Raw genomic sequence first — 21,737 nt, 5'->3', positions numbered from 1 at the left:
CGCGAGCCCTCCGGCAGACGTCGACCGAGACGGGGCGACCTCGCCGTCCTATCCGAGGACGCGCGGCGTGAGAAGGGTGGCCTTGCCGCGCCCGCACCGGCCCGCGGCTTGACCGGGGCCGCGCGGCGGGCGACCGTGGCGGCGATCGGCGACGTCGGATCGCGGCAGGGGAGGACGGCATGGATCTCGGGGCGCGGCTCGCGGGACGGCACGTGCTGATCACGGGCGCGTCGAGCGGGCTCGGGGCGCATTTCGCGCGGCTGTGCGCGCGCCACGGCGCCCGCGTCACCATCGCCGCACGCCGCCGCGAGCGGCTCTCGGCGCTCCTCGCCGAGCTCGAGCGGGACGGCGCTGCCGCGGCGACGGCGCTCGACCTCGACGTGACCGAGGAGGAATCCGTCGCCGACTGCTTCGCCGCGCTGCCCGCGCCCCTCGACGTGCTGGTCAACAATGCGGGCGTCAGCGGCCCGGGCGCCGCCGCCGACCTCGCGATCGAGACCTTCGACGCGGTCGTGGCGACGAACCTGCGCGGGCCCTGGCTCACCTCCACCCACGCGGCGCGCGCCTGGCGCGCGGCGGGGCGCGAGGGCACGATCGTCAACATCGCCTCGATCCTCGGCATCCGCGTGTCGGGCGCGGTGGGGCCCTATTGCATGTCGAAGGCCGCCCTCATCCAGATGAACGCGGCGCTCGCGCTCGAATGGGCGCGCTTCGGCATCCGCGTGAACGCGCTCGCGCCCGGCTACGTCGAGACGGAGATCAACGCCGACTTCTTCGCGACGCCGGCGGGGGAGGCGCTCGTCAAGCGCATCCCCATGCGCCGGCTCGGCCGCCCGGAGGATCTCGACGCGGCCTTCCTGCTGCTGGCGAGCGACGCCGCGCCCTGGATGACCGGCGCGGTGCTTCCCGTGGACGGCGGGCATCTGGTGTCCGGGCTGTGAGGAGACGAGGCTGACCATGGACTTCACCATCCCGGCCCGGGTCGAGAGCCTGCGCGCCCGCATCACGGACTTCGTCGCGCGCGAGCTGATCCCGCTGGAGAGCGATCCGGCCGCCTACGACGCCCACGAGAACATCGCCCACGACGCCCTCGCCGCCATGCGCGAGAAGGCGCGGGCCGAGGGGCTCTGGTGCCTGCAGCTCGCCCCCGAGACCGGCGGCGGCGGCCTCGACAAGCAGGGCATGGCGGTCTGCTACGAGGCGATGAACCGCTCGATCTTCGGGCCCGTCGTCTTCAACTCGGCGGCGCCGGACGACGGCAACATGATGCTGCTCGAGAAGGTCGCGACGCCCGCGCAGAAGGCCCGCTGGCTCGCGCCGATCGTGGCGGGGGAGGTGCGCTCCGCCTTCGCCATGACCGAGCCCCATCCCGGCGGGGGCTCGGATCCCGGCATGATCCGCACGTCCGCCGAGCGGATCGCCGGCGGCTGGCGGATCACCGGGCGCAAATGGTTCATCACCGGCGCCGCGGAGGCGCGCCACTTCATCCTGATCGCGCGCACCTCCGACGACGCGCGCCGCGGCCTCACCGCCTTCCTCTTCCATGCCGACCAGCCGGGCTGGCGCATCGCGCGGCGCATCCCGATCATGGGTCCCGAGGAGCACGGCGGGCATTGCGAGCTCGTCTTCGAGGGGCTCGAGGTCGCCGACGACGCCGTGCTGATGGAGGTCGGCGACGGGCTCAAGGCGACGCAGATCCGGCTGGGCCCCGCACGGCTGACCCATTGCATGCGCTGGCTCGGCCTCGCCGAGCGCTGCGTCGAGATCGCCAACGCCTACGCCGCCGAGCGCGAGGGCTTCGGCGTGCGCCTCGCCGATCGCGAGAGCGTGCAGCTGATGCTGGGTGACCTCGCCATGAAGATCGAGGTGGGGCGCCTCCTCGTGATGAAGGCCGCCTGGGCGCTCGACCAGGGCTCCTTCGCCAGGAAGGAGATCTCCATGGCGAAGATCGCGGTGGCGAACCTCCTGCACGAGGCGGCGGACGTCGGCATCCAGATCAACGGCGCGCGCGGCTATTCGAAGGACACGGTCCTCGAATGGATCTACCGATACGCCCGCCAGGCGCGTCTGGTCGACGGCGCCGACGAGGTGCACAAGATGGTGCTCAACCGCCACCTCGCCGCCGAGGGCGATGCGTTCTGGCGCTGGAGCGTGGACGAGGAGAGGCCGTGACCCCGATTTCGCTGAAGGCGCGGTTCTCCGCGAACATCGCGCTCCTCTTCCCGGACCGCCCCTTACTCGACCGCATCGACGCGGCCGCGGCCTGCGGCTTCGACATGGTGGAGTGCCATTTCCCCTACGAGCACCCCGTGGAGGCGCTGGCCGAGCGGCTCTCCGCGGCGGGCGTGCGGATGACGGGGCTCAACACCCGCCCCGGCGGGCCCGGCGAATGGGGCCGCGCGGCGCTGCCGGGCCGCGAGGAGGCGTTCCGCGCCGATCTCGACGAGGCGCTCACCTACGCGCGAGCGCTGGGCGTGAAGGCGATCCACGTCATGGCGGGCCACCCGCTGCCGAGCGATCGCGAGGCGGCGGTCGCGACCTACGTCGCCAACCTGCGCGAGGCGGCGGACCGCGCCGCGGCGGACGGCATCACGCTCCTGCTCGAGCCGCTCAACGGCTACGACCGGCCGGGCTACCTCGTCTCGCGCGCGGACGAGATCGCGGCGATCCTGGCCGAGATCGACCGGCCGAACGTGAAGCTGCTCTTCGATTTCTACCATGTGCAGATCGGGGAGGGGGACCTCGTCCGTCGCTTCCGGCGGCTCCTCCCCCTGATCGGCCACGTCCAGGTCGCGGCGGTGCCGGATCGCGGCGAGCCGGACGGCGGCGAGATCGCCTATCGCGCGATCTTCGAGGAGATCGCGGGGAGCGGCTACGAGGGCCTCGTCGGCCTCGAGTACAAGCCGCGCGGCGACACCGCGGCGGGGCTCGCCTGGATCGAGGCGATGAACATCGTCTGAAGTCAGAGCACGACCACGCCGGTGTGCTTGGCCTTGTCCTCGGGCTCGACGTGGATCGTGATCACCGCCTCGCCGACGACGGCGCGCAGGGCCGCCTCGATGCGGTCGCAGATCTCGTGCGCCTCGCACACGCTCATCTCGCCGGGGACGACGAGGTGGAAGTCGATGAAGGTGACGCGCCCGGCATGACGCGTGCGCAGGTCGTGGGCCTCTAGCGCGCCGTCGGCGTGCCGCGAGATGACGGTGCGGATCGCCTCGAGCTCCTCCGGCGCCACCGCCTCGTCCATCAGCCCCGACACGGACGACTTCACGAGGCCCCAGCCGGACCAGAGGATGTTCGCGGCCACCAGCAGCGCCAGGATCGGGTCGAGGATGAACCACCCGGTCACGGCCGCGAGGCCGACGCCGGCGAGGACGCCCACCGACGAGACGACGTCGGTGACGAGATGGCGCCCGTCGGCGGCGAGGGCTGGAGAGCGCCGAGACCGCCCGACCCGAATCAGGATCGTCGCCCAGATCCCGTTGATCACGCTCGCAGCGGCGTTGACCGCGAGACCCGGGACGCTGAAATCCGGCGCGAACGGCTCCGTCAGCGCGCCCCAGGCCGCGCGGGCGATCGAGAGCGCCGCGACGATGATGAGCACGCCCTCCAGCACCGCGGAGAAGTACTCCGCCTTGTGATGGCCGTAAGGATGATTGCGGTCCGCGGGCTTCGACGAGAGCCAGATGGCGACGAGCGCCGCGACCGCCGCGGCGACGTTGACCGTGCTCTCCAGCGCATCCGAATAGAGCGCGACGGAGCCCGTCAGCCACCACGCGACGAGCTTGAGCCCGAGCACGAGGAGGCCGACGGCGATGCTCCCCGCCGCGAGCCGCATCACGGTCTGCACGAACCCGGTCCCTCTTCCCGCATGATCCCGTCGTCGCCCCGGGGCCGTCGATCCCGGCCCTGGTCTGGCGTGCGCGGCGGCAGCGTTATCAGCCCTCGCCCACGATCGCCAGCGCGAACCCGTCCCAGCCCTTCACGCCGAGCGTCTGGATGGCGGTGGCGGTGATGCGCGGCTCGCGGCCAAGCGCCTCCAGCACCGCGCGCGAGCCGACGATGCTCGAATCGGCACCGTCGGTCTCCACCACGCGCCCGCGCCGCACCACGTTGTCGAAGACGAGCACCGTACCCGGCCGCGACAGCCGCAGGGCGGCGGCGAGGTAGTCCGGGTTCGAAGGCTTGTCGGCGTCGACGAAGACGAGGTCGAACGGCCCCGCGCCCTCCGCCTCCAGAGCGGCGAGGCTGTCGAGCGCGCGGCCGACGCGGATCTCCACGCGATCGGAAAGGCCGGCGCGGGCGACGTTCTCGCGCGCGACGGCCGCGTGCTCGGGCTCCAGCTCCAGCGAAACGATGCGCCCGCCCTCGGGGAGCGCGCGGGCGAGCCAGATGGTGGAATAGCCGCCGAGCGTCCCGATCTCCAGGATACGCCGCGCGCCGGCCACGCGCGCGAGGAGATGCAGCAGCTTGCCCTGTGCCGGCGAGACGTCGATGGCGGGCAGGCCCGCCTCGGCATTCGCCGCGAGCGCGGCCTCCAGCGCGGGGTCGGAGAAGCCGAGCGCCTCGGCGAGATAGTCGTCGACGGCGTGGGCCTGGTCTTCGCTCATGGGGAGCCTCCTCGTTTCGCCGCCACCCTGCACGCGAGGCCGGCACGGGGCAATCCGTGCGAGCACGGGGCGGAAACGCGGGCCGAGAGAGCGGGCGACGAGCCGGGGCTTCCGTCCGGCGCGGCGCTTGCGGGCGGCGGGGGAACCTGCCACATGCGCTCCCATGACGCCGAACGCACGCCTCTCCGCGGCGATGGAGGTCCTCGACGACCTCCTCGCCCGCCGCCGCCCCGCCGCGGACGCCCTCAAGGATTGGGGACTGTCCCACCGCTTCGCCGGATCGAAGGACCGCGCCGCCATCGCGACGCTGGTCTACGACGCCCTGCGCCGCCGCGCCTCCGCCGCCTGGATCATGGGCGAGCGTGGCGAGGCGCCCGAAACGGGGCGCGCCCTCGTGCTCGGCATGCTCGCGCTCCAGCGCGGGCTCGCGGTCGACGCGATCTCGGCCATGTGCGACGGCTCGCGCTTCGCGCCGGCGCCGCTCTCCGAGGACGAGCGCGCGCGGCTCGCGCACCCCGATCTGGCCGACGCGCCGGCGCACGTGCAGGGCGATTATCCCGAATGGATCGAGGGCGAGCTCGCCGCGGTCTTCGGCGAGGAGCTCGTGGCGGAGGCCCGCGCGCTCAGCGAGCGCGCGCCCCTCGACATCCGCGTCAACACGCTGCTCGCCAATCGCGAGGAGGTGCAGAACGCGCTCGCCTTCCTCTCCCCCGTCGAGACGCCGCTCGCGCCGCACGGCCTGAGGATCGGGCTCGGCGACGACGGGCGCGGCCCCGCGCTGCAGAGCGAGCCGGAATTCCTCAAGGGCTTCTTCGAGATCCAGGACGAGGGCTCTCAGCTCGCGGCGCTCCTCGCCGCACCGGGCGAGAAGGCGCAGGTCGTCGACCTGTGCGCCGGGGCCGGCGGCAAGACGCTCGCGCTCTCGGCGGCGATGGAGAATGCCGGGCAGATCTACGCGACGGATTCGGACACCCGCCGCCTCGCGCCGATCCACGAGCGCCTCGCCCGCGCGGGCGTGCGCAACGTCCAGATCAGGAGCCCCCGCGGCAAGGCGGACGCGGTGGAGGACCTCGACGGGCGCGCCGATCTCGTCCTCGTCGATGCGCCCTGCACCGGCACGGGCACCTGGCGACGCAACCCGGACGCCAAGTGGCGCCTGCGGCCGGGCTCGCTCGCCCAGCGCAAGGGCGAGCAGGAAACGGTGCTCGACCGCGCCGCGCGCCTCGTCAAGCCGGGCGGGCGCATCGTCTACGTGACGTGCTCGGTCCTGCCGGCGGAGAACGACGAAGCGGTGAGCGCCTTTCTCGGCCGCCATGCCGGCTTCTCGCCCGTGCCGGCGGCCGACCTCCTCGCGCAGGCCGGGCTCGGGGCGCTCTCGTCGCACGTGCGCGAGACCCGCCACGGCCTGCAGATGTCGCCGTCGCGCACGGGGGTGGACGGGTTCTACGTGGCGGCTCTGAAAAAGACTGATGCGAGATACGCTATGACATAATCAAAATGCATGATACCATCGTCGATGCAGATTTGACTTGATCGTATCTCACTCTTGAGCATACATGGGTGCGCGGCACTCATGATCTCGAGACGGGAGAAGATCATGTCCATCTTCAATGACGGCGGTCCTCTGGACCGGTTCGGCTTCACGCGGGCGCATTTCGACAACATCTTCACGGCCACCCTCTCGACGATGCTCCAGCAGATGGGGACGTCGCAGCGCGACCTGATGGTCGGCAACGACGAGGCGGAGACGGTCGACGGCGGGTCGGGCGACGACGTGCTCATGGGCAACGGCGGCGACGACACCCTGACGGGCGGCTCGGGCAACGACACGCTGGTGGGCGGCGGCGGCAACGATACGCTGGTCGGCGGCTCGGGCACCGATCGGCTCGTCGGCGAGGCCGGTGACGATACGCTCGACGGCGGATCCGCCGACGACGTGCTGGAAGGTGGTGACGGAAACGACACGCTGCTCGGCGGCTCCGGCGACGACGAGCTGACGGGCGAGGCGGGCAACGACACGCTCGAGGGCGGATCGGGCCACGATTACCTCCACGGCGGCGACGGCGACGATGCTCTCAGCGGCCAGGAAGGCGACGACGCCCTCGAGGGCGGCAACGGGAACGACACGCTCGACGGCGGCGACGGCGACGACGAGCTCCTCGGCCAGGCCGGCGACGACGTGCTGACCGGCGGTGCGGGCGACGACGTCCTCGACGGCGGCACCGGCGACGACGAGATCTCCGGCGGCGACGGCAACGACACGGCCTACGGCGGCGAGGGCCACGATGCCGTGAACGGCGACGCCGGCGACGACGTGCTCTACGGCCAGGGCGGCGACGACGCCGTCGACGGTGGCGAGGGCAACGACACGCTCGATGGTGGCGACGGCAACGACGAGCTGCTCGGCAAGGCCGGCAACGACGTCCTGAAGGGTCGCGCGGGCAACGACGTCCTCGACGGCGGAACCGGCGACGACGAGATCTCCGGCGGCGACGGCAACGACACCGCCTATGCCGGCGACGGGAACGACACCGTGACCGGCGACGCCGGCGACGACACGGTCTACGGCCAGGGCGGCGACGACACGATCGACGGTGGCGACGGCAACGACACGCTCGACGGCGGCGACGGGAACGACACGCTCACCGGTGCCAATGGCGACGACGTCCTGAACGGCCAGGCGGGGAAGGACACCCTCGACGGCGGTGCGGGTAACGACGAGCTGAACGGCGGCGAGGGTGACGATTACCTCGAGGGTCGCTCCGGAAATGACGTCCTCAACGGCCAGGCCGGTAACGATCGCCTCCGCGCCGGTGGCGGCAACGACCAGGTCAACGGTGGTGACGGCAACGACGAGCTCCACGGTGCCGGCGGCGACGACGTCCTGAACGGTGAGGCCGGGGACGACACGATCAACGGCGACGACGGTAACGACCAGATCGTGGCCGGCTACGGCAACGACGTCGCCTCGGGCGGCGAGGGTGACGACACCATCGACGGGGGCGAGGGCAACGACCAGCTGAACGGTGACGCCGGCAACGACACGATCGACGGCGGTGTCGGTGACGACACGATCGACGGCGGCGCCGGTAACGATACGCTGAACGGCGGCGAGGGTGACGACACGATCGAGGGTCGCTCCGGCAATGACGTGATCAACGGTCAGGCGGGCAACGATCGCCTCCGCGGTGGTGGCGGCAACGACCAGCTGAACGGCGGTGACGGCAACGACGAGCTCCACGGCGGCGGCGGTGACGACGTCCTGACGGGCGAGGCCGGTGACGACACCCTGAACGGTAACGCGGGCAACGACCAGATCGTCGCCGGGTACGGTAGCGACGTCGCGTCCGGCGGCGAGGGCGACGACACCATCGACGGCGGGGAGGGCAACGATCAGCTGAGCGGTGACGCCGGCAACGACGCGATCGACGGCGGCGTCGGTGACGACACCATCGACGGTGGGGACGGGAACGACCAGCTCCGCGGCGGCGAGGGTGACGACACCGTCGACGGCGGCGAAGGGAACGACGAGATCCTCGCCGGAGCCGGTAACGACGTCGCCCGGGGCGGCAACGGCAACGACCGGATCGATGCCGGGAGCGGCAACGACACCGTCGAGGCGGGAGCCGGTGACGACGACGTCTTCGCGGGCAGCGGCGACGACGTGGTGAACGCCGGCGAGGGTGACGACCTCGTGCTCGGCGAGGACGGCGACGACCGGATCGTGGCGGACGCCGGTAACGACCGCGTCTCCGGCGGAAACGGTGACGACGTCATCGAAGCCGGCGAGGGCGACGACACGGTGACGGGCGACGCCGGTGACGACGACATCCGCCTGGGCGCCGGGAACGACAGCGCCATGGGCGGTGACGGCGACGACTTCATCCACGGCGGCGCCGGTGACGACATGATCTCCGGCGGCGAGGGCGACGACACGATCACCGGCGGCACGGGCGACAACGTGCTGATGGGTGACGGCGGCGACGACCTCTTCATCGTCCCGGGCACGGAGGGCGGCTACAACCGCATCTTCGGCGGTGACGGCGACGACACGCTGATGTTCTCCGGTCGCGCGGACGATTATGACATCGAGGAGCTCGAGGACATCCGTCGCTACACCGGACGCGAGGACGGGAGCATCACCGATGTGGCCCGTGACGTGGAGCGCGTCCTCTTCATGGATGACGCCTGATCCGAGATCGACCCCGGCGCCCTCGTGAGGGGCGCCGGGGTCACCGAGGCCGGCCCGCCGGCTCGCGTGACGCACGTGATGCCGCACGGCCGCCCGGCCGATCACGCGCACTCATCGAGCTCTCCCGTCGGCTCAGAGCCGGCGGGCCCGGTACCGGAGTCGCCGGGGTCCATGACCCCCGGCGACTCCACCCGACGATCGTGGCGCGGGCCGGCGGCGCGGGAGCGGGAGGCCGGCGGCGCGGCGGCTTTCGGCGGCGTTGCGCCCCGTGCCCGCTTGGCGTAATCCCGGGGCGACAGCGCTCCGGACGAAAGCCGATCCCATGACCGACGCCCCCATCACCGAGACCGCCGCCGCGACGAGCCACGACAAGATCCTCATCGTCGATTTCGGCTCGCAGGTGACGCAGCTGATCGCGCGGCGCGTGCGCGAGGAGGGGGTCTATTCCGAGATCGTGCCCTTCCAGTCCGCGGCCGAGGCCTTCCGGGCGATGAACCCCAAGGGCGTGATCCTCTCGGGCGGTCCCGCCTCGGTGACGGAAGGGGCCTCGCCCCGCGCGCCCCAGGAGATCTTCGAGGCGGGCGTGCCGGTGCTGGGCATCTGCTACGGCGAGCATCTCATGGCCGACCAGCTCGGGGGCGCCGTGGAGGGCGGGCACCATCGCGAGTTCGGCCGCGCCGAGGTCGAGGTGGTCAAGCCGAGCCCCCTCTTCGAGGGCGTCTGGGAGGTGGGCCAGCGCTATCCCGTCTGGATGAGCCACGGCGATCGCGTCACGCGCCTGCCCGAGGGCTTCGAGATCGTCGGCGTCTCCGACAACGCGCCCTTCGCCGCGGTGGCGAACGAGGAGCGGGGCTTCTACGCCGTCCAGTTCCATCCGGAGGTGGCGCACACGCCCCACGGTGGGCGCCTCCTGCGCAACTTCGTGCGCCGGATCGCCGGCTGCACGGGCGATTGGACCATGGCCGCCTTCCGCCAGGAGGCGATCGCGCGCATCCGCGAGCAGGTGGGCTCCGAGCGCGTGATCTGCGGCCTCTCCGGCGGCGTCGATTCCGCGGTGGCCGCGGTCCTCATCCACGAGGCCATCGGCGACCAGCTCACCTGCGTCTTCGTCGACCACGGCCTGATGCGCGCCGGCGAGGCGCAGGAGGTCGTGAGCCTCTTCCGCTTCGCCTACAACATCCCGTTGGTCCACGTGGAGGCGCAGGACACCTTCCTCGGCGCGCTGGACGGCGTCACCGACCCCGAGACGAAGCGCAAGACCATCGGCAAGCTCTTCATCGACGTGTTCGAGGCCGAGGCCAAGAAGGTCGGCGGCGCCGCCTTCCTCGCCCAGGGCACGCTCTACCCGGACGTGATCGAGAGCGTCAGCTTCACCGGCGGCCCCTCGGTGACGATCAAGAGCCACCACAATGTGGGCGGGCTGCCCGAGCGCATGAACATGAAGCTCGTCGAGCCGCTGCGCGAGCTCTTCAAGGACGAGGTGCGCGCGCTCGGCCGCGAGCTCGGCCTCCCCGAGAGCTTCGTGGGCCGCCACCCCTTCCCCGGCCCCGGCCTCGCCATCCGCTGCCCCGGCGAGATCACGCCCGAGAAGCTCGACATCCTGCGCAAGGCCGACACGATCTACCTGGAGGAAATCCGCCGCGCCGGCCTCTACGACGACATCTGGCAGGCCTTCGCGGTGCTGCTGCCCGTGCGCACGGTGGGCGTGATGGGCGACTACCGCACCTACGAATACGTCTGCGCGCTGCGGGCCGTGACCTCGGTCGACGGCATGACGGCGGACTTCTACCCCTTCGACATGGCCTTCATCGGCAAGGTGGCGACGCGCATCATCAACGAGGTGCGGGGGGTGAATCGGGTTGTGTATGATGTGACGAGCAAGCCGCCTGGGACGATCGAGTGGGAGTGAGGGGGGCTCTTCCTCGATGATCCTGCGCTTCAGTGCGGCGCCGTCCAAGGATTGATCACCGTCAAGCCAGCAGCTTTGAATGCGCTCGCGTCACGCGTTGCGACAGCGAAACCGTGTGCCGCGGCAATGGCGGCGATGTAGCCGTCGGGTGTCGGAAAGCCCCTCCCGGCCGTGCGGGCAGCGACTGCGAGCTCTGCGTATCGCTCGGCAGCCCTAGTGTCGAAGGGCAGGATACGGGCTGCGAACTGAACCAGCAGACGGTCGACCCGGGATGCCAGAATGGCTTTACGCTTGCCCTCGGGCAGCACGCCGAGGCCGAACAGGAGCTCGGCGACCGTGATACTCGACAGGAAAAGTGTTTCCTCGGCTTGTGAGTCGAGCCAGGTCCGAACCGAAGCCTGCGGCTGCGGCTTGATTGCCTCCGAGACGATGTTCGTATCGAGCAGAATCATTCGAAACGCATTGGTTCGGCGGGCTTCCGATCTCGGACTTGCTCCAGCGCCTCGACGTCCGCGTTGGTGAGACCCATCCTGCGGCTGATCTCCGCCAACATGGTGCCGAGCCCGACCTCGTCTCGGGGGCGCACCGCGGCTTCGAGGATGGCGCGCATCTCGGCTTCCATGCTGCGATTGTTCTGCGCGGCGCGACGCTCCAGGGCGCGGTGCGTCTCCTCCGGGAGGTCGTGGATGGTGACGGCGGTCATGGCAGCGCCCTCCATGCAAATACACGTTCTGCGAAGAGGATAGGGGCGTCGGCCGCGTTTCGCCAGCGGAACGACCACCCAACCTCCTTCCCTGTAGGGGAAGGTGGCGCGCCGCGAAGCGGCGTGACGGATGGGGCGCGCGGGACGCGCGTTCGGCGCAGCCGAAACTGCCGTTTCCATCCTGACACCGAGGTTTCCGCTTCGCGGAACGCGGCTTCCGCCGCGCCCCATCCGTCTCGGCTGCGCCGAGCCACCTTCCCCTACAGGGAAGGAGAGGCCTCAGCGCGAGCCTGCCAGCGCCAGCCCCACCAGCCGCCGAATCGCCTCCGATCGCGACGGCTCGCCGGCCTGGCGTGCCCGCCATGCGTCGATCTCGGCGATCTGCTCGGGGGTGAGGCGCACGGGGATCGGGTCCGCGTAGGCGCTGCCCGGCGGGCGGCCGCGCTTTTTTCCTTCTACGGGAATTGACTTGTCGGCCATATTTCTCGTATACGAAGAATTATCGAGGACGGGGGACCCTGCTGTGCCCGGCACAATCCATACCGCGCCGCCCGCCGGCGCGCACGATGATTCGCGCCCACTCGGGCTGCTGGACGCCATCGACGAGCTGAATCGCGGGCTCAATCTCTTGGTCGCGCTCCAGATGGCGGTCGAGACCCTGGACGGCCCCGATCGCAACGGCCTCGCCGAGCTCGTCGCGGCCACCCGCTCCAAGATCCTCGCCGGCCGGGATCGCGTCGACGCCGTCCGCGGCACCAGATCTCCTTCCCTATAGGGGAAGGTGGCGCGCCGCGGAGCGGCGTGACGGATGGGGCGCGCGACGCGCGTTCGGCGTAGCCGAAACCGACGGCTCCATCCTGACACCGAGATTTCCGCTTCGCGGAACGCGGCTGTCGCCGCGCCCCATCCGTCTCGGCTGCGCCGAGCCACCTTCCCCTACAGGGAAGGAGCGGGGCGGCGCTGGCCTCACCGCGACACGGACACGGACGTGTCCAGATAGAGCATCAATAGCGGTCACCGTCCCGCATCGATCGCACCAGATCCGCGGCGCTGATCGTCTGCGGTGGCGTCGCGTCCGTCACCGACCGTAGCAGATCGCGATCGATGGGCTTGCGCGGGGGCGTCGGTGCGATCAACCGCGCGACAGGCTTCCCGCGGCGGGTGATCTCGATCGTGTCGCCCGCTTCCACGCGGTCGATGAGCTCGCTCAGATGCGCCTTGGCGTCAGCCAGCTTGACCGAATCCATCGTGGTCCCCTCCGCGCTGCTGACCATCATTATAGTCATATACCGCATCCGGTTCGATCGAACCAGCGGCCGCTACTGGGCGCCCATCACCCGGCGAACGGCAGCATCGCCAGCCAGCTCGCGGGCACCCAGGCCTCCACCGCCGCCGTCAGGCCGAGCCCCAGCCCCGCGATGAGGCCGATGGCGAGGAGGCCCACGGCGACGCCGGCGCCGACGAAGGCGCCGTCGCGCTCGATCATGCCGAAGCCCATCAGCACGATGGCGATCGCCGGCGGCGTGTTGCCGATGACGGGGATGGGCAGCGCCATGATGGCGGCCAGAACCAGGATGAGGAGGCCCAGCGGCCGGCGCGCGCGCAGGCGCGTGAAGGACACCGCGCGGGGCTCCGACCAGCGCTCGATGCGCCGCAGCTTCGGCGTCGTCCAGCCGACGACGCGCTTGAGGAAGGCGGTCTGCACCGGCCGGCGGGCGAGGCGGCGCGGCAGCCAGAGCGCGCGACGCAAGGCGACGAACTGGAGCGCCACGAGGACGATGAGCAGCGCCGCCACCGTCGAGAAGCCCGGCGGGGTGGGGATCAGCATGGGCGCGGCGAACAGGATCAGCAGCACGCCGAACGAGCGCGCCCGCAGCCGCGCGACGATCTCGCCGAGCGTGAGGGTGGGGGCGGTCTCGTTCTCGACGAGCCGTTCCAGGATTTCCGATGTGCGCTGCACGCTTCCCGCCGGGGGTCGAGGGTCTCGAGACGCCCCTCAGATAGGGGGCCGCCGCCCCCGGCGCCAGCGCGTCAGTGCAGCGTCACGATGCCGTCCACCGCCTTGAATTCCGCCGGCCGGATCAGCCCCTGATGCGCCACGCGCACGGAATGGAGCGGCCCCTCGAGCTCGCGGCGCCAGAAGGCGAGGAAGTCGTTGAGCTCGGGGAAGGTCGGGGCGAGGTCGTAATCCTGCCAGACGTAGGTCTGGAGGATGCCGGGGTGGTCCGGCAGCCGGTAGAGGATATGAGCCGTGGTCAGGCCGTAGCCTTCGAGCTGCTTCGCGAACGCGGTGCACGCCATCGGGTAGCCTCCATGCGTGTGGCGACATCCGCCGGCCACCCGCAGGTCGCAACACCCGACGCGTGCGCCGGCTATGGAATGATGCCACAGCGGGCGACGCACGCAAGCCTGCAAAACAAGATTCATGCATGAAAACAAGGCTTTGGCAGCATCGGTTCAGGAGTGCTGCCACGCTTGCCGCTCCCCGGTCTGGCACTCCATCCGAGAGAGTGCCAAAATTTTCGCGGACCCCTCTTGAAGCGCGGCCATGGGCGGATTACCTCCGCGCTCGGACGGGAGCGGCGCGACATCCGCGCGCACCCGCCGCGTGAGGATCATGACGATCTCGCATCATACGGAGACTGAGAAGCCATGAAGTTCCGTCCCCTGCACGACCGGGTGGTCGTTCGCCGCATCGAGGCCGACACGAAGACGGCCGGCGGCATCATCATCCCCGACACCGCCAAGGAGAAGCCCCAGCAGGGCGAGGTGGTCGCGGTCGGTCCGGGCGCCCGCAACGAGACGGGTGCGCTCGTCGCCCTCGACGTGAAGGCCGGCGACCGGGTGCTGTTCGGCAAGTGGTCCGGCACCGAGGTGCGCATCGACGGCGAGGATCTCCTCATCATGAAGGAGAGCGACATCATGGGCGTGCTCGACGCCGCCGAGGCGGCCAAGAAGGCCGCCTGATCCCCTCGTCTCGCAAGGTCATGTCTCTTACGGAGTGACGAAGATGGCTGCCAAGGAAGTCAAGTTTTCGGCCGACGCGCGCGAGAAGATGCTGCGCGGCGTCGACGTCCTCGCCGACGCGGTGAAGGTCACGCTCGGCCCGAAGGGCCGCAACGTCGTGATCGAGAAGTCCTTCGGTGCCCCGCGCATCACGAAGGACGGCGTGTCGGTGGCGAAGGAGATCGAGCTCGCCGACAAGTTCGAGAACATGGGCGCCCAGATGGTGCGCGAGGTCGCGTCCAAGACCAACGACCTCGCCGGCGACGGCACCACCACCGCGACCGTTCTCGCCCAGGCCATCGTGAAGGAGGGCGCCAAGGCGGTCGCCGCCGGCATGAACCCGATGGACCTCAAGCGCGGCGTCGACATGGCGGTCGAGGCCATCGTCGCGGATCTCAAGGCCAACGCCCGCAAGATCGCCAACAACGACGAGATCGCCCAGGTCGGCACCATCTCCGCCAACGGCGACGCCGAGATCGGCCGATTCCTCGCCGAGGCCATGGCGAAGGTCGGCAACGAGGGCGTGATCACGGTGGAGGAGGCCAAGAGCCTCGAGACCGAGCTCGACATCGTCGAGGGCATGCAGTTCGACCGCGGCTACCTCTCGCCGTACTTCGTGACGAACGCCGAGAAGATGCGCGTGGAGCTCGAGGACGCCTACGTCCTCATCCACGAGAAGAAGCTCTCGAACCTCCAGGAGCTGCTCCCCGTCCTCGAGGCGGTGGTCCAGTCCGGCAAGCCGCTCGTCATCATCGCCGAGGACGTCGAGGGCGAGGCGCTCGCCACGCTCGTCGTCAACAAGCTGCGCGGCGGCCTCAAGATCGCGGCCGTGAAGGCGCCGGGCTTCGGCGATCGCCGCAAGGCGATGCTGCAGGACATCGCGATCCTCACCGGCGGCACCGCGATCAGCGAGGATCTCGGCATCAAGCTCGAGAACGTCACGCTGAACATGCTCGGCCGCGCCAAGAAGGTCGTGATCGAGAAGGAGAACACGACGATCGTCGACGGCGCCGGCTCCAAGGCCGACATCGAGGCGCGCGTCACGCAGATCAAGGCGCAGATCGAGGAGACCACCTCGGACTACGATCGCGAGAAGCTGCAGGAGCGCCTCGCCAAGCTCGCGGGCGGCGTCGCGGTGATCCGCGTCGGCGGCGCGACCGAGGTCGAGGTGAAGGAGCGCAAGGATCGCGTCGACGACGCGATGCATGCCACGAAGGCCGCGGTGGAGGAGGGCATCCTCCCCGGCGGCGGCGTGGCCCTGCTGCGCGCGACGAAGGCGCTCGCCGCGCTCTCGCCGGCCAACGACGACCAGAAGACCGGCATCGAGATCGTGCGCCGCGCGATCCAGGCGCCGGCGCGCCAGATCGCGCTCAACGCGGGCGAGGACGGCTCGGTCATCGTCGGCAAGGTGCTGGAGACGGCCGATTACGCTTTCGGCTTCAACGCCCAGACGGCCGAGTACGGCGACATGTTCAAGTTCGGCGTCATCGACCCTGCCAAGGTCGTGCGCACCGCGCTGCAGGACGCCGCCTCCGTCGCCGGCCTCCTCGTCACCACCGAGGCGATGATCGCCGAGAAGCCCAAGAAGGCCGCCGCCGCGCCCGCCGGCGCGCCGGACATGGACTTCTGAGATCGACGCCACGCCGATAGCGCTTCAGTACGAGAAGGGGCCGTCCGCGAGAGCGGGCGGCCCCTTTTTCGATGCTCACCGGCCGGCCGGTCGCTCGTCAGGCGGCGTTGGTGCCGCTGCCGTTGCGGCGCGCCATGAACTGGTCGAACTCGGCGCGGTCCTTGGCCTGGCGCAGCTCGTCGAGGAACGACATGAACGCGTCGCGCTCCTCCTCGAGGCGCTTGAGGGTCTCGGCGCGATAGCTGTCGAAGGCGGCGTTGCCCGTCGCGCCCGAGACCGTCTGCCGGTTCCGCCGGCCCCAGCCCTTGCCCATACGCTTGCTCCCGATCATGTAGAGAAGAAGGCCCAGGCCGATGGGCCAGAAGACGATGAAGCCCGCCACGATGGCGGCGATCCAGGCGCCTTTTCCGCGTTCGTCGAGCCAATCGCGACAACGGACGATCCAATCCGTCGCCGAGCTCATGCTCATGGTCACGGTCTGCATAGCTCACCTTTCTATGTGAATGTTATTCACATTCACATAGATGAGCTGGGCGTCGCGAACTGTCAAGCCGCGGTGGATGAAAAATCGCGATGCGCCGTGATGCTCGCGCGGCGAGGATCAGGGGATGAGGCCGAGGCCGCGCAGGTAGATCGCGGTGCCGCTCTCCAGCATCTCCTCGGCGGAGTAGGGGGCGCGCGAACCCGGGCGGCCGCGCCCGAAGAGCTCGACGACGCCGTGGCTGAAGGCCCAGACGTGGTTGGCGACCATGCCGGCCGGCGGGCGCTTCGCCGGCGGTAGATGCGCTGAGAGCCGTTCGGCCGAAAGCCGCAGGACGGCCATGGCGCGATCCGCCATGCGGTTCAGCTGCGCGTTCGCGGAGATCGCGACGCCCGATTCGAACATGGCGACGTAGTAGCCGGGGTAGGTCCGGGCGAAATCGAGATAGGCGTTGCCCGCCGCCGTGAAGGCCGCGAGCGGGGCGCGCTCGCCGCCCTCGGTGGCCCGCTCCAGCTGCTCGGCGAAGAGCGTGAAGCCCTGCAGCGCCACCGCCTCGATCAATTCCTCGCGACCCGCGAAATGCCGGTAGGGCGCCGCCGGGCTCACCCCCGCCGCGCGCGCCGCCTCCGCCATGGTGAAGCCGAGCGGGCCCTTCTCCTCGATGAGCACCCGCGCGGCCTCGACCAGCGCCTCGCGCAGGTTGCCGTGATGATAGCTCTTGCGCCGCCCCGCCTCGGGCGGCTCGCGCGCGTCGGTGTCCATCCAATCGAGGTAGAGCCTGCCGCGCTCCCCCGCAAGCTTCCGATGCCGCGGCGCACAAGCCTCTCGACCGCCCCCGGTCGGCGTGCTACGGACCCACGCCAACTCGTGGCCGGCATCTCCCGGCCATCCGCCCGCAGGAGAGTTGGCTCCCATGGCCCGATTGATCGAAGACCGACTGAGCGAGGGGCTGACCTTCGACGACGTCCTGTTGCGCCCCGCCCATTCGGAGGTGCTGCCCTCCGACGTCGACATCCGCACCCGGCTCACCAACCAGATCCGGCTCAACATGCCCATCGTCGCCTCTGCGATGGACACGGTGACGGAAGGGCGCATGGCCATCGCCATGGCCCAGATGGGCGGCATCGGCGTCATCCACCGCAATCTCGAGCCCGACGAGCAGGCGCGCCAGGTGCGGATGGTGAAGAAGTACGAGTCGGGCATGGTCATGGACCCGATCACCATCCATCCCGACGAGACGCTGGCGGATGCGCTCGAGATCATGAAGCGCAACCACATCTCCGGCATCCCGGTGGTGGAGCGCGGGCCCGCGGGCAAGAAGGGCAAGCTCGTCGGCATCCTCACGAACCGCGACGTGCGCTTCGCCGACCGGATGAGCCAGCCCGTCGCCGAGCTGATGACGAAGGATCGGCTCATCACCGTACGCGAGGACGTCTCCCAGGACGAGGCGCGGCGGCTCCTGCATCAGTTCCGCATCGAGAAGCTGCTCGTCGTCGACGACCATTACCGCTGCACGGGCCTCATCACCGTCAAGGACATCGAGAAGCAGGTCGCCTACCCGCACGCCGCCAAGGACGCGCAGGGACGCCTCCTGTGCGCGGCGGCGACGACGACGGGCGATTCCGGCTTCGAGCGCTCGGAGCGGCTCGTCGAGGCGGGCTGCGACGTGATCGTGGTGGACACCGCCCATGGTCATTCGGCGGGCGTGCTCGCCTCCGTCACCCGCGTGAAGACGCTCTCGAACCACGTCCAGGTCATCGCGGGCAACGTCGCGACCTACGACGGCGCCAAGGCGCTGATCGACGCGGGCGCGGACGCGGTGAAGGTCGGCATCGGGCCGGGCTCGATCTGCACGACGCGCATCGTCGCGGGCGTGGGCGTGCCCCAGCTCACCGCCGTGATGGAATCGGTGCGCGCGGCCGAGAGCACGAAGACGCCCGTCATCGCCGACGGCGGCATCAAGTTCTCCGGCGACGTCGCCAAGGCGCTCGCCGCCGGCGCCTCGACGGTGATGGTCGGCTCGCTGCTGGCCGGCACCGAGGAGGCGCCGGGCGAGGTGTTCCTCTACCAGGGCCGTTCCTACAAGGCCTATCGCGGCATGGGCTCGGTGGGCGCGATGGCGCGCGGTTCGGCGGACCGCTACTTCCAGCAGGACATCAAGGACCAGATGAAGCTCGTGCCCGAGGGCATCGAGGGCCAGGTGCCCTACAAGGGCCCCGTGGGCGCCGTGCTGCACCAGCTCGCCGGCGGCCTGCGCGCCGCCATGGGCTACACGGGCTCGCGCACCCTCGACGACTTCGCCGAGCGCGCCGAGTTCGTGCGCATCACCAATGCCGGGCTTCGCGAGAGCCACGTCCACGACGTGACCATCACGCGCGAGAGCCCGAACTACCCCTCGCGGGTCTGAGCGGGTGGGCGCCGTCTCCTCGGGCGCGCTCGTCGCGCCCGTCCTCGTCATGATCGCGATGACCTTCGCGCTCCTGCTCTGGGGCGGGCGCATGCGCTTCGCCGCCGTCGGCCGCGGCGAGGTGAAGATGCGCGACATCGCCCTGCGCGAGCCGGCCTGGCCGACGCGCATCCTGAAGGTGATGAACTGCTACCGGAACCAGCTGGAGCTGCCGGTCCTGTTCTACGTCCTGATCGGCCTCCTCCTGGCGACGGGGCAGGGCGGAATGGTCGACCTCGTCCTCGCCTGGGCCTTCGTCGCCGCGCGCATCGCCCACGCGGCGGTGTTCGTGACCTCCAACGACGTGAGGAAGCGCGGCCCGATCTTCGTCGTCGGCATGGCCATCCTGGCTGCGCATTGGGGGTGGTTCGCGCTGGGGATGTACGTTTTCTGATCGAATACCGGATTGCGACGGGGCGGCGCCGAGCGTAAGGTCGGGCAATGACTGTTCCGCAGCCGGGAGAGGCGGACATGGACGGGTCGGTGAAGGATCGGGCCGAGGGTTGGGAGGATGGTGGGAGGGCCGTGCTGGCCGAGCGCGTTCCCGTCGTGCTGCGCAACGCCGCACGCGACGGTCTCGTCGGAGCCGATGCGGCGCGGCTTGCCGTCAAGGTGGACAGAACGCTTCTGGAGACGGTCCGCCGCCAGACCGGGATCGAGGACGACGAGACACTCATCCGCTTCGCCCTCGCGCACGTCGCGCTGGACGGCGCATGGCTCGAAGATTTCAAGGCGTCACGTGGTACGCTCGACGTGGCCTTGGACACAGACTTCTAAGCGAAACGAGACTCGCGCACAGGCACCCCCGACCGTCAGCGGAACACCCCCGTCGCGCCCGCCGCGGCGTCGCGGGCCATGTCACGGTGCTGCTCGCAATAGAGCGGCGGCAGCGCATCGGGCGCTAACCATCTGAGCGCAGCGCTCTCGGCGTTCTCGCGATCGAGCCGGCCGCCAACGGGCCGGCAGGCGAAGAACGAGGTCACCGTCTGGCAGCGATCGCCATTCGCGAGGGTGACGAGATACTTGCTGTAGATCCCGACGAGGCGGGTGGGCACGACGTCGAGGCCGGTCTCCTCGCGGATCTCCCGGATCGCGGCCTCGGCGACCGATTCGCCGAGGTCCACGATCCCCCCGGGAAAGCCCCAGGAGCCCTCGGGCTCCCGTCGCTTCTGCATGAGGACGCGCCCGTCCTCGGCCTCGATCCAGCCGGCGGCGGACTTGATCATGAGCAGATCGGTGCCGACCGCATCTCTCAGGCGACGAAGCCACGCGTCCATGCCAATGCCCCGCTCGCGGATGACGATGTCGCCCTCTTCGCCGAATTCGCCAGCCCGTGCAACGGCTTGTAGCCACCTATTGATGTTCTCGGACGCTCACTCGTCCCCGCCGACCCGGTTCCCCACGTAATCCAGCGCGCCGAGCGGCCCCGGCCGCCATTCGTGGACGGCCATCAGCGGCATCTCGACCTCGCCGGCGGCGTCGAACCGGACGGGGCCGAGCGCCGTGTCCACCGGCGCCTCGCGCAGGCGTGCGGCGATGGCTTCGCCGTCCGTCGTGCCGATTGCGCTCGCGGCGTCGGCGAGCGCCTCCACGGCGGCGTAGGCGCGCAGGGCCACGGGGTGGAGCGTCTCGATGACGTCCTCGGCGGCGAGGATCGGGAGCACGCTCGCCGGTGACGGTGCGGCGGTGCTCTCGGCCGATTCGCCGGTGGCCGTGGCCTGCGAGAGGATCACCCCCGCGATCGTGGTCGCCGCCGGGTTGTCGAGCGCGGCCGGCGCCGCCGTCATCCAGGTCCCGCCGGCGACGTCCGCGTCGAGGTTGGCGAAGACCGGGGAGGCGAGGGCGTCGGTGCCGACCAGCCGCGCCCGCGAGCCCGCCGCGCGCAGGTCGCGCAGGAGGAGCGCGGCTTCGGGCGCGAGGCCGCCGAGATAGACGAAGTCCGGTTCCGCCGCCGCGACCCGCGCCGCGAGGCCGCGATAGCTCGGCTCGCCGGCGTCGAGCCCCTCGTAGAGGACGTCGACGATGCCGGCTTCCTCGAGCGTGGCGCGGAAGACGTCGGCGGCGCCTTTGCCGAAGCCCGTCTTGTCGTGGACGATGGCGACCCGCGCCGCGGGAGCGGCCTGCGCCACCGCCTGCGCCGCGAGCGCGCCTTGCACCTGGTCGGAGGGCGCGAGGCGCAGCACGTTCCAGGCGGGCTCCTCCGTGAGCCGCGGCTCGGTGACGGCGGGCGTGATCATCGGGATGCCCGCATCCGCATAGAGCGGCGCGGCTTCCAGCGAGGGACCCGCCGTGAGATGGCCGATGACGCCGAGAAGCTCCGGCTCGTCCGCGACGAGAGCGCCCGCGACCGTGCGCGCGCGGGCGGGATCGCCGATATCGTCGCGCACCAGGATCTCGAGGGGCTCGCCCGCGATCCCGCCGCGGGCGTTGATCGCCTCCGCCGCGAGGGCGGCGCCCGTCTCCATCATGGCGCCGAAGGCCGCGAGCGGACCCGTCTGCGGGCCGACCACGGCGATGCGCACCTGCGCCTCGGCGCCGGCCGGAGCGAGGGCGAGAAGCGCCGCCGCGGCGAGGGGAGCGGCGAGCCGCGTGCGAAGGGTCCGGTACGTCACGGATGAGCGCTCGATCTGCCTGTGATTTCCGCTCCCACAATGGCCGCTCGTTGACCGAGATCAAGGCCGGATGGGGCCCGATGCGTCGATGGTGCCGCCAAGGCCCGGACTGCCAAGCCCGGGCGCACGTCAGTACACGGCAGCTCAC

General features: G+C 70.5%; 24 protein-coding genes. 12 read left to right on the top strand and 12 right to left on the bottom strand.

The features are described from left to right. The first annotated feature begins 179 nt into the window (after positions 1-179). The 3 genes from IEX89_RS04110 to IEX89_RS04100 are packed head-to-tail and all read left to right on the top strand — an operon-like array spanning position 180 to position 2,960. Complete coding sequence (locus IEX89_RS04110) at positions 180-941, top strand: SDR family NAD(P)-dependent oxidoreductase (protein ID WP_188909853.1); 762 nt, start codon at positions 180-182, stop codon at positions 939-941. A 16-nt stretch (positions 942-957) separates the two neighbouring features. Next, positions 958-2,172 (top strand): acyl-CoA dehydrogenase family protein, encoded by a 1,215-nt coding sequence (locus IEX89_RS04105; protein ID WP_188909851.1) that lies wholly within the window; start codon positions 958-960, stop codon positions 2,170-2,172. Beyond that, on the top strand, positions 2,169-2,960 hold the full coding sequence (locus tag IEX89_RS04100) for a hydroxypyruvate isomerase family protein (protein ID WP_188910095.1): 792 nt from the start codon (positions 2,169-2,171) through the stop codon (positions 2,958-2,960). The genes IEX89_RS04105 and IEX89_RS04100 overlap by 4 nt, the downstream gene beginning before the upstream one ends. 2 nt (positions 2,961-2,962) lie before the next feature. Here the strand turns inward: IEX89_RS04100 and IEX89_RS04095 are convergent, their stop codons facing one another. Both IEX89_RS04095 and IEX89_RS04090 read right to left on the bottom strand, forming a co-directional pair. Next, positions 2,963-3,838, bottom strand: coding sequence for a cation diffusion facilitator family transporter (locus IEX89_RS04095; RefSeq protein WP_188910079.1), 876 nt, complete (start codon positions 3,836-3,838; stop codon positions 2,963-2,965). 100 nt (positions 3,839-3,938) lie between these two features. After that, complete coding sequence (locus IEX89_RS04090; RefSeq protein WP_188909850.1) at positions 3,939-4,610, bottom strand: O-methyltransferase; 672 nt, start codon at positions 4,608-4,610, stop codon at positions 3,939-3,941. Between the two features lie 163 nt (positions 4,611-4,773). Between IEX89_RS04090 and IEX89_RS04085 the strand changes: the two genes are divergently transcribed. From IEX89_RS04085 to guaA, 3 genes are all read left to right on the top strand, one after another. Next, positions 4,774-6,102: an RsmB/NOP family class I SAM-dependent RNA methyltransferase gene (locus IEX89_RS04085; RefSeq protein ID WP_188909849.1), complete on the top strand. Its 1,329-nt coding sequence runs from the start codon at positions 4,774-4,776 to the stop codon at positions 6,100-6,102. Between the two features lie 105 nt (positions 6,103-6,207). Beyond that, a complete protein-coding gene (locus IEX89_RS04080) occupies positions 6,208-8,802 on the top strand; it encodes a calcium-binding protein (protein ID WP_188909848.1) in 2,595 nt (864 codons plus the stop codon). 322 nt (positions 8,803-9,124) lie between these two features. Beyond that, entirely contained in the window at positions 9,125-10,711 is a 1,587-nt protein-coding gene (gene guaA, locus IEX89_RS04075; protein WP_188909847.1) for a glutamine-hydrolyzing GMP synthase, read from the top strand. Between the two features lie 29 nt (positions 10,712-10,740). On the opposite strand, the gene IEX89_RS04070 is transcribed toward guaA, so the two are convergent. From IEX89_RS04070 to IEX89_RS04060, 3 genes are all read right to left on the bottom strand, one after another. Beyond that, entirely contained in the window at positions 10,741-11,163 is a 423-nt protein-coding gene (locus IEX89_RS04070) for a type II toxin-antitoxin system VapC family toxin (RefSeq protein WP_188909846.1), read from the bottom strand. Continuing rightward, positions 11,160-11,414: a FitA-like ribbon-helix-helix domain-containing protein gene (locus tag IEX89_RS04065; RefSeq protein WP_188909845.1), complete on the bottom strand. Its 255-nt coding sequence runs from the start codon at positions 11,412-11,414 to the stop codon at positions 11,160-11,162. Before IEX89_RS04065 ends, IEX89_RS04070 begins: the two co-directional genes overlap by 4 nt. A gap of 279 nt (positions 11,415-11,693) precedes the next feature. Continuing rightward, complete coding sequence (locus IEX89_RS04060) at positions 11,694-11,894, bottom strand: ribbon-helix-helix domain-containing protein (protein WP_188909844.1); 201 nt, start codon at positions 11,892-11,894, stop codon at positions 11,694-11,696. 43 nt (positions 11,895-11,937) lie between these two features. Here IEX89_RS04060 and IEX89_RS04055 point away from each other — a divergent pair, with 43 nt between their 5' ends. Further along, positions 11,938-12,189, top strand: coding sequence for a hypothetical protein (locus tag IEX89_RS04055; protein WP_188909843.1), 252 nt, complete (start codon positions 11,938-11,940; stop codon positions 12,187-12,189). Positions 12,190-12,418: 229 nt separating this feature from the next. On the opposite strand, the gene IEX89_RS04050 is transcribed toward IEX89_RS04055, so the two are convergent. The 3 genes from IEX89_RS04050 to IEX89_RS04040 form a co-directional block, all read right to left on the bottom strand. Beyond that, the gene (locus IEX89_RS04050; protein ID WP_188909842.1) at positions 12,419-12,661 is read right to left on the bottom strand and encodes a type II toxin-antitoxin system Phd/YefM family antitoxin; all 243 of its coding nucleotides are present in this window, start codon (positions 12,659-12,661) and stop codon (positions 12,419-12,421) included. Positions 12,662-12,747: 86 nt separating this feature from the next. Further along, on the bottom strand, positions 12,748-13,374 hold the full coding sequence (locus IEX89_RS04045) for an exopolysaccharide biosynthesis protein (protein ID WP_188909841.1): 627 nt from the start codon (positions 13,372-13,374) through the stop codon (positions 12,748-12,750). Positions 13,375-13,445: 71 nt separating this feature from the next. After that, positions 13,446-13,715 carry an usg protein gene (locus IEX89_RS04040; protein WP_188909840.1) on the bottom strand — a complete coding sequence of 90 codons (270 nt, stop codon included), beginning with the start codon at positions 13,713-13,715 and terminating at the stop codon, positions 13,446-13,448. Positions 13,716-14,066: 351 nt separating this feature from the next. Here IEX89_RS04040 and groES point away from each other — a divergent pair, with 351 nt between their 5' ends. Continuing rightward, the gene (groES, locus tag IEX89_RS04035; protein ID WP_188909839.1) at positions 14,067-14,381 is read left to right on the top strand and encodes a co-chaperone GroES; all 315 of its coding nucleotides are present in this window, start codon (positions 14,067-14,069) and stop codon (positions 14,379-14,381) included. Between the two features lie 43 nt (positions 14,382-14,424). Continuing rightward, positions 14,425-16,050: a chaperonin GroEL gene (gene groL, locus IEX89_RS04030; RefSeq protein WP_188909838.1), complete on the top strand. Its 1,626-nt coding sequence runs from the start codon at positions 14,425-14,427 to the stop codon at positions 16,048-16,050. Positions 16,051-16,147: 97 nt separating this feature from the next. Here the strand turns inward: groL and IEX89_RS04025 are convergent, their stop codons facing one another. Both IEX89_RS04025 and IEX89_RS04020 read right to left on the bottom strand, forming a co-directional pair. After that, complete coding sequence (locus IEX89_RS04025) at positions 16,148-16,534, bottom strand: DUF2852 domain-containing protein (protein WP_188909836.1); 387 nt, start codon at positions 16,532-16,534, stop codon at positions 16,148-16,150. 117 nt (positions 16,535-16,651) lie between these two features. Further along, positions 16,652-17,293 carry a TetR/AcrR family transcriptional regulator gene (locus IEX89_RS04020; RefSeq protein WP_188909834.1) on the bottom strand — a complete coding sequence of 214 codons (642 nt, stop codon included), beginning with the start codon at positions 17,291-17,293 and terminating at the stop codon, positions 16,652-16,654. Between the two features lie 151 nt (positions 17,294-17,444). Here IEX89_RS04020 and guaB point away from each other — a divergent pair, with 151 nt between their 5' ends. The 3 genes from guaB (at position 17,445) to IEX89_RS04005 (ending at position 19,754) form a co-directional block, all read left to right on the top strand. After that, entirely contained in the window at positions 17,445-18,938 is a 1,494-nt protein-coding gene (gene guaB, locus IEX89_RS04015; RefSeq protein WP_188909832.1) for an IMP dehydrogenase, read from the top strand. Positions 18,939-18,942: 4 nt separating this feature from the next. Then, positions 18,943-19,371 (top strand): MAPEG family protein, encoded by a 429-nt coding sequence (locus IEX89_RS04010; RefSeq protein ID WP_244645081.1) that lies wholly within the window; start codon positions 18,943-18,945, stop codon positions 19,369-19,371. A 77-nt stretch (positions 19,372-19,448) separates the two neighbouring features. After that, positions 19,449-19,754, top strand: a complete 306-nt coding sequence (locus IEX89_RS04005) for a hypothetical protein (RefSeq protein WP_188909830.1) — start codon at positions 19,449-19,451, stop codon at positions 19,752-19,754. A gap of 35 nt (positions 19,755-19,789) precedes the next feature. On the opposite strand, the gene IEX89_RS04000 is transcribed toward IEX89_RS04005, so the two are convergent. Further along, a complete protein-coding gene (locus IEX89_RS04000) occupies positions 19,790-20,203 on the bottom strand; it encodes an NUDIX domain-containing protein (RefSeq protein ID WP_188909828.1) in 414 nt (137 codons plus the stop codon). A 147-nt stretch (positions 20,204-20,350) separates the two neighbouring features. Then, positions 20,351-21,589, bottom strand: a complete 1,239-nt coding sequence (locus IEX89_RS03995; RefSeq protein ID WP_188909825.1) for a branched-chain amino acid ABC transporter substrate-binding protein — start codon at positions 21,587-21,589, stop codon at positions 20,351-20,353. Positions 21,590-21,737 lie beyond the last annotated feature (148 nt).

This window comes from Salinarimonas ramus, assembly GCF_014645695.1.
Taxonomy (GTDB): Bacteria; Pseudomonadota; Alphaproteobacteria; order Rhizobiales; family Beijerinckiaceae; genus Salinarimonas; species Salinarimonas ramus.
This window is presented reverse-complemented; position numbering and strand designations above follow the sequence as displayed.